6 protein-coding genes and 2 rRNA genes (2 of these 8 only partly in view) are annotated in these 7,500 nt (G+C 39.6%); 6 read left to right on the top strand and 2 right to left on the bottom strand.

Annotation, left to right across the window (positions count from 1 at the left end; translation table 11 throughout):
* The 6 genes from ACXKY9_RS01950 to ACXKY9_RS01925 form a co-directional block, all read left to right on the top strand.
* On the top strand, window positions 1-597 hold the 3' portion of the coding sequence (locus ACXKY9_RS01950; protein WP_000651991.1) for a response regulator transcription factor. Its footprint begins 117 nt before the window's first position; only the last 597 of its 714 coding nucleotides appear in the window; its start codon lies beyond the left edge, outside the window; it ends in the stop codon at window positions 595-597.
* A complete protein-coding gene (locus ACXKY9_RS01945) occupies window positions 587-1,600 on the top strand; it encodes a sensor histidine kinase (protein ID WP_000845334.1) in 1,014 nt (337 codons plus the stop codon). The genes ACXKY9_RS01950 and ACXKY9_RS01945 overlap by 11 nt, the downstream gene beginning before the upstream one ends.
* A gap of 68 nt (window positions 1,601-1,668) precedes the next feature.
* Window positions 1,669-2,598, top strand: coding sequence for an ABC transporter ATP-binding protein (locus ACXKY9_RS01940; RefSeq protein ID WP_000074580.1), 930 nt, complete (start codon window positions 1,669-1,671; stop codon window positions 2,596-2,598).
* Window positions 2,591-3,328 (top strand): ABC transporter permease, encoded by a 738-nt coding sequence (locus ACXKY9_RS01935; protein WP_000247716.1) that lies wholly within the window; start codon window positions 2,591-2,593, stop codon window positions 3,326-3,328. The genes ACXKY9_RS01940 and ACXKY9_RS01935 overlap by 8 nt, the downstream gene beginning before the upstream one ends.
* A gap of 17 nt (window positions 3,329-3,345) precedes the next feature.
* Window positions 3,346-4,143, top strand: a complete 798-nt coding sequence (gene uppP / locus ACXKY9_RS01930; RefSeq protein ID WP_001279960.1) for an undecaprenyl-diphosphate phosphatase UppP — start codon at window positions 3,346-3,348, stop codon at window positions 4,141-4,143.
* A 362-nt stretch (window positions 4,144-4,505) separates the two neighbouring features.
* Window positions 4,506-4,964, top strand: a complete 459-nt coding sequence (locus ACXKY9_RS01925; RefSeq protein WP_001072418.1) for an ASCH domain-containing protein — start codon at window positions 4,506-4,508, stop codon at window positions 4,962-4,964.
* Window positions 4,965-5,040: 76 nt separating this feature from the next.
* On the opposite strand, the gene rrf is transcribed toward ACXKY9_RS01925, so the two are convergent.
* Together rrf and ACXKY9_RS01915 are read right to left on the bottom strand one after the other, a co-directional pair.
* Window positions 5,041-5,156: ribosomal RNA gene (gene rrf / locus ACXKY9_RS01920) — 5S ribosomal RNA — on the bottom strand.
* 49 nt (window positions 5,157-5,205) lie between these two features.
* Window positions 5,206-7,500 (bottom strand): 23S ribosomal RNA (locus ACXKY9_RS01915); it runs 628 nt beyond the window's last position.

The raw sequence follows: 7,500 nt of genomic DNA, 5'->3' as shown, positions 1-7,500 counted from the left end.
TTGCATTTATTTAATCAAAATAAATATAACCTCGTTATATTAGATCTTATGATGCCCAAAATAGATGGAATCGAGGTATGTAAAAAACTTAGAGATAAAACTAACGTACCTATATTAATGCTCACAGCTAAAGATCACGAAGTTGATAAAATTTTAGGCTTAAGCATTGGTGCTGATGATTATATTACGAAACCTTTCAGCATTCACGAAGTAATTGCACGAGTAAAAGCTCTTATGCGGCGTTTTTTAGTTCTCGGAAGTAACAATACTGCTCAAGAAAAAACCACTTTATCTTTTAAAGGACTAACTATCAATTTAAATACATACACAGTTCATACAAACAAAGAAGAAATTAGCTTAACCGGAAAAGAATTGGAACTGTTAAAATTCTTTACTTCAAACCCAGGGCAAGTATTTACAAAAACACAGCTCTTCCGAAATGTGTGGGACGATAATTATATAGAAGATGACAATACCGTTATGGTACATATTCGAAAACTTAGAAAGAAAATAGAAATTGACCCTTCCAATCCAAAATTCATTCAGACTATATGGGGAATTGGTTATAAGTTTGTAGGTGAAAAGCTTGAAGACTGATAAAACCCTCTTCCTTATTTCATTACAACTTATCATTTGCGGGATTTTAAACATACAAATGGGTCCAAGATTAAAAATGTCTTTATTTATTATCCTTATCTTAATTACAATTTATCTCTTCTTTTCAAGAATACAATTCATTCAACATCGTAAAGCAATGGATACTAAATTAAGTCGTGTACTAAAAGGAAACTTACAAACGAGATTATTCACAAGCAATGACCACTCATTACATAATATCGTTTTTTCAATAAACGAGCTAATAGCTAAATTAGAGCAGGTTCAGATTGAAGCCAAAAGATCCGAGGAATCCAGAAAACAACTTTTGTCTAGTATCTCCCACGATATACGAACACCACTCACCTCCATAATCGGATATATAGATGCTTTGAAAGACGGAGTTGCTGCTTCTGAAATAGAAAAACAAGAATATCTTAAAATACTCTATATGAAATCAAATAACTTAAAGCACCTAGTTGATGAAATATTCAATATGGCGAAGCTAGACGCTAATGAATTTCCACTAAAAGAAGAAGAACTCGACTTTTCTGAAGTTACTAGAGAAGTTTTGATTGAATTTTTACCTGAGCTCTCAAAACATAACATCGAACTGCAAATTCTCATACCAGATTCTACTTGTCCTATCATCGCAGATCATCTAAGCATTATGCGGATTATCGGTAATTTAATGAAAAATGCAATTTATTACGGAAAGGATGGGAAAACAATAGGAGTCGAACTGCTAGAAGCTGATGCAGAATACAAACTTCATATTTGGGATCAAGGCCCTGGTATTCCAAAACATGATTTACAAAACATATTTGAGCGAATGTACCGAAGCGAACAATCAAGAAACTCTTCATTTGGTGGTAGCGGTCTCGGACTCTCTATTTCTAAAGCACTCGTTGAAAAAAATGGTGGGCATATATGGGTTGAAAGTACTCCATGGAAACGAACTACTTTTGGCTTTTCTATTCCAAAACACAATACTTTTAAGAAATAGTTAAGAAATGATTAATATGCAGTTAAGCCTTCCTTTTTATGATGTAAGTAAGAACTTATAGAAAGCAGGTGTCTCCTATAAATACAATTATAAAAACGACTAACCTTACTAAAGTATATGGCAATCAAAAATCAGTAGATAATTTAAATATTAATGTTCAACAAGGAGAGATTTATGGCTTCATAGGCCGCAACGGTGCTGGTAAAACAACAACCATTCGTATGCTGCTTAGTCTTATAAAACCTACAAGTGGAACGATTGAAATATTCGGAGAGAACTTATTCCAAAATCAAAAAGATATTTTAAGCAGAATTGGTTCTATAGTTGAAGTTCCAGGATTTTATGAAAACTTAACTGCAAAAGAAAACCTACTAATTAATGCAAAGATAATTGGGGTTCACAAAAAGAATGCTATCGAAGAAGCATTAGAAATAGTAGGCTTGCAGCATGAGACAAAAAAGTTAGTAGGAAAGTATTCTTTAGGAATGAAGCAACGCTTAGGAATTGCACGCGCTCTTCTCCATTATCCTGAGCTACTCATATTAGATGAACCAACTAACGGACTAGACCCTATTGGTATTAAAGAAATGCGAAAACTTATTCATTCTTTAGCTCAAGAAAGAAATATAACAATACTCATTTCTAGTCACATATTAGCCGAGATAGAACAGTTGGTCGATCGTATCGGAATTATTCATGAAGGAAAGTTACTAGAAGAAGTTTCTCTTGATACGCTGCGCAAAGCAAACCGTAAGTACATAGAGTTTCAAGTGAATAATGACGATAAAGCTGTGATGTTATTAGAAAATCATCTTCAAATTTTTGATTATGAAGTACATGATGAAGGAAATATTCGTATTTACTCTCATTTTGGACAACAAGGATACATAAACAGAACGTTTGTTCTTAATGGTATTGAAGTATTAAAAATGATGATAAGCGAAGATAGACTAGAAGATTATTTCACCAAACTAGTTGGAGGTGGAACAATTGGTTAATCTACTCTATACAGAACTCTTAAAACTAAAACGCTCTAATATGTTTTTAATTAGCATTATTGGTGCTGGTGTCGCACCTTTCTTAGTTGTAGTAGCCTCTTATATACATATAAAAACAAAACAGCCTACTCCAACTATTTGGTTCCATCAATTATTCACTGACGTTAACTTATATACTACTTTAGTTATAGGATTCCCCTTATATGGAGTAGTGGTTGCATATTTGCTTACCCGCGAATATGCAGAAGATACACTGAAAAATTTACTAACTATCCCCGTGTCGCGCATTAGCTTTATTATAAGTAAATTCATCATTCTCTTTCTTTGGATTATGATGCTAACTTTAGTCGCTTGGGCACTTACTTTAATATTAGGGCTATTGGGGAACTTCCCTGGCTTTAACATTTCTTTACTTTTAGGTTCTTTCCTAGAATTTTTAATATGTGGTGGACTTCTCTTTCTATTGTCTTCACCTATTGTGCTACTAACTCTTGTAATGAAGAGCTATGTACCGCCCATTATATTAACAGTCATTATTACAATGACTAATCTTATGCTCGTAAACTCCAAGCATAAAGATTTATTTCCGTGGACCGCTACTCTAGATATCGCAAATAACGAATTACAACCGACATATCCACCAGAGTATTCTTATATCATCATTGCAGTAACGACAATTTCCGGATTTATTGCAACACTATTCTATTTTAAAAAAGTAGACATTCATTAATTTGTAGGAGTGAAACTATGAGCGATATCATTATTGCCTTCATACTCGGTATTGTAGAAGGATTAGCTGAATTTTTACCTATATCCTCTACTGGCCATCTTATATTAGTCGGGCATTTATTAGGCTTTGAGGGAGAAAGAGCGAAAACGTTTGAAATTGTTATTCAGCTAGGCGCAATTTTAGCCATTGCAATTTTATATCATAAACGTCTCGTTTCTTTATGTAATATTAAGCCACTTCTACAGAAAGAAAAAAAATTCAACGCGTTCCATGTATTTCTTGGCGTATTTCCGGCAGTGGTTGCTGGTTTGCTACTACATGATATTATTAAAACATACTTATTCCAGCCATACACTGTTGTGATTGGACTTGTAGCAGGTGCAATTCTTATGCTCTTTGCAGAAGTAAAAAAGAAGGAGGCAGCAGCCTATTCACTGGACGATTTAACATACCGCCAAGCTTTAACAATCGGATTATTTCAGTGCTTAGCAGTATACCCTGGCTTCTCTAGAGCTGGCTCTACTATCTCTGGAGGTCTATTAGCAAAAGTAAATTATAAGACTGCATCTGAATTCTCTTTTCTAATAGCTCTTCCTGTAATGATTGGGGCTACAGGCTTAGACTTACTAAAAAGTTGGAAGTATTTAAGTGTCGATGACATCCCTATGTTTGCGGTAGGATTCATTACCTCTTTTATAGTAGCGATGCTAGCGGTAGTAACTTTTCTAAAGCTTTTAGAGAAGATAGGTTTAAAACCTTTTGCGTACTATCGTATTTTGTTGGCTATCTTATTTACGCTTTTCGTATTGCTATAGATTCATATAAGTCACATATTATTAAACTGATATTCAATTTAGAATATCAGTTTTTTCATCTATTTTAACTCTAGTATTACTCACTTCAATATGGCATAGTGATAATAAACTACCATTCATAATCTGAACGTTCTTTAAGTAACTACATCCTTTATCATAAAATGCAATTGGAAAATTAAAGATCCCATATATGTACAGAACATATTTACAAACTATATTCACTCCACATAGTATCTTTTTAATTTGCAACACACCGCTACAACTTTTAAATGAGTACAAAGACATACTAAATAAGTAAGTAAGTAAATTTCCTAGGAATTATAAAGAGACTAAATATGAATTAGAGTGAGGTAACGATAAAAATGAATCAATTAGCACAGACATATTGGGATACTTATTGGGGAAACAACAAAAAACCAGAATCTGTTACAGCTTGGCAATTTGGGGATGCCCCTAATTATCTTGCACAACTAGTAATTGACGGTATTAAAACCGCTACATGCTCCGGTCACATTTTTTATGAATTAGAACATGAATCACTACCGACTACTATTGATTATAGTATTATACTCAATAGTAATGATGAACCTGTAGCTATTATTAAGACAATAGAAGTAACTGTAACACCAATGAATGAAGTAAGCGAAGAATTCGCTATCGCTGAAGGCGAAGGAGATCGTACTTATAATTACTGGAGAGACACCCATGTTCGTTTTTTTACAAAGGAACTAAATGAGCTTGGTCTTAATTTCTCTGAAGATATGTTACTCGTCTGTGAGCGTTTTGAACTTGTTGATGTGAACAATAAAGTGAAATTTTAATAAACTGAGATTTACCAGCCATTCTTATTTTTATAAAACACAAAAAAGACGAGTCATTCTGACTCGTCTTAAAGTTGCTTGGCGACGTCCTACTCTCACAGGGACAAGGTCCCAACTACCATCGGCGCTAGAGAGCTTAACTTCCGTGTTCGGTATGGGAACGGGTGTGACCTCTCTGCCATCATCACCAAACTATTGAAGGCATATTCCTTCAAAACTAGATAACATTGCTTCATATTATATGGTTAAGTCCTCGATCTATTAGTATTCGTCAGCTCCACATGTCACCATGCTTCCACCTCGAACCTATCAACCTGATCATCTTTCAGGGATCTTACTAGCTTACGCTATGGGAAATCTCATCTTGAGGGGGGCTTCATGCTTAGATGCTTTCAGCACTTATCCCTTCCGCACATAGCTACCCAGCTATGCCCTTGGCAGAACAACTGGTACACCAGCGGTGCGTCCATCCCGGTCCTCTCGTACTAAGGACAGCTCCTCTCAAATTTCCTACGCCCACGACGGATAGGGACCGAACTGTCTCACGACGTTCTGAACCCAGCTCGCGTACCGCTTTAATGGGCGAACAGCCCAACCCTTGGGACCGACTACAGCCCCAGGATGCGATGAGCCGACATCGAGGTGCCAAACCTCCCCGTCGATGTGGACTCTTGGGGGAGATAAGCCTGTTATCCCCGGGGTAGCTTTTATCCGTTGAGCGATGGCCCTTCCATGCGGAACCACCGGATCACTAAGCCCGACTTTCGTCCCTGCTCGACTTGTAGGTCTCGCAGTCAAGCTCCCTTATGCCTTTGCACTCTACGAATGATTTCCAACCATTCTGAGGGAACCTTTGGGCGCCTCCGTTACACTTTAGGAGGCGACCGCCCCAGTCAAACTGCCCACCTGACACTGTCTCCCGGGTCGATAAGACCCGTAGGTTAGAATTTCAATACAGTCAGGGCGGTATCCCACCAGCGCCTCCACCGAAGCTAGCGCTCCGGTTTCAATGGCTCCCGCCTATCCTGTACAAACTGTACCAAAATTCAATATCAGGCTACAGTAAAGCTCCACGGGGTCTTTCCGTCCTGTCGCGGGTAACCTGCATCTTCACAGGTACTATAATTTCACCGAGTCTCTGGTTGAGACAGTGCCCAAATCGTTACACCTTTCGTGCGGGTCGGAACTTACCCGACAAGGAATTTCGCTACCTTAGGACCGTTATAGTTACGGCCGCCGTTTACTGGGGCTTCAGTTCAGAGCTTCGCTTACGCTAACCCCTCTCCTTAACCTTCCAGCACCGGGCAGGTGTCACCCCCTATACTTCGCCTTACGGCTTCGCAGAGAGCTGTGTTTTTGCTAAACAGTCGCTTGGGCCTATTCACTGCGGCTTTCCGTTAAGAAAGCACCCCTTCTCCCGAAGTTACGGGGTCATTTTGCCGAGTTCCTTAACCAGAGTTCTCTCGCACACCTTAGGATTCTCTCCTCGCCTACCTGTGTCGGTTTGCGGTACAGGCACCTTTTATCTCGCTAGAAGCTTTTCTTGGCAGCGGGGAATCAAAGACTTCGCTCCATAAGGAGCTTCCCCATCACAGCTCAGCCTTCACGATAAGCGGATTTGCCTACTTATCAGCCTAACTGCTTGGACGTGCACAACCAATCGCACGCTTCTTCTATCCTTCTGCGTCCCTCCATTGCTCAAACGATAAAGAGGTGGTACAGGAATATCAACCTGTTGTCCATCGCCTACGCCTGTCGGCCTCGGCTTAGGTCCTGACTAACCCTGAGCGGACGAGCCTTCCTCAGGAAACCTTAGGCATTCGGTGGACGGGATTCTCACCCGTCTTTCGCTACTCATACCGGCATTCTCACTTCTAAGCACTCCACCAGTCCTTACGGTCTGACTTCACTGTCCTTAGAACGCTCCCCTACCACTGATACCATTGGTATCAATCCGCAGCTTCGGTGGTGTATTTAGCCCCGGTACATTTTCGGCGCAGAGTCACTCGACTAGTGAGCTATTACGCACTCTTTAAATGGTGGCTGCTTCTAAGCCAACATCCTAGTTGTCTAAGCAACTCCACATCCTTTTCCACTTAATACACACTTTGGGACCTTAGCTGGCGGTCTGGGCTGTTTCCCTTTTGACTACGGATCTTATCACTCGCAGTCTGACTCCTAAGGATAAGTCATTGGCATTCGGAGTTTGACTGAATTCGGTAATCCGATGAGGACCCCTAGTCCAATCAGTGCTCTACCTCCAAGACTCTTACACTTAAGGCTAGCCCTAAAGCTATTTCGGGGAGAACCAGCTATCTCCAGGTTCGATTGGAATTTCTCCGCTACCCACACCTCATCCCCGCACTTTTCAACGTGCGTGGGTTCGGGCCTCCATTCAGTGTTACCTGAACTTCACCCTGGACATGGGTAGATCACCTGGTTTCGGGTCTACGACCACGTACTAAACGCCCTATTCAGACTCGCTTTCGCTGCGGCTCCGCCTCTTCAGCTTAACCTCGCACGGGATCGTAACTCG

It is taken from the genome of Bacillus sp. 2175 (genome assembly GCF_057812155.1).
This window is presented reverse-complemented; position numbering and strand designations above follow the sequence as displayed.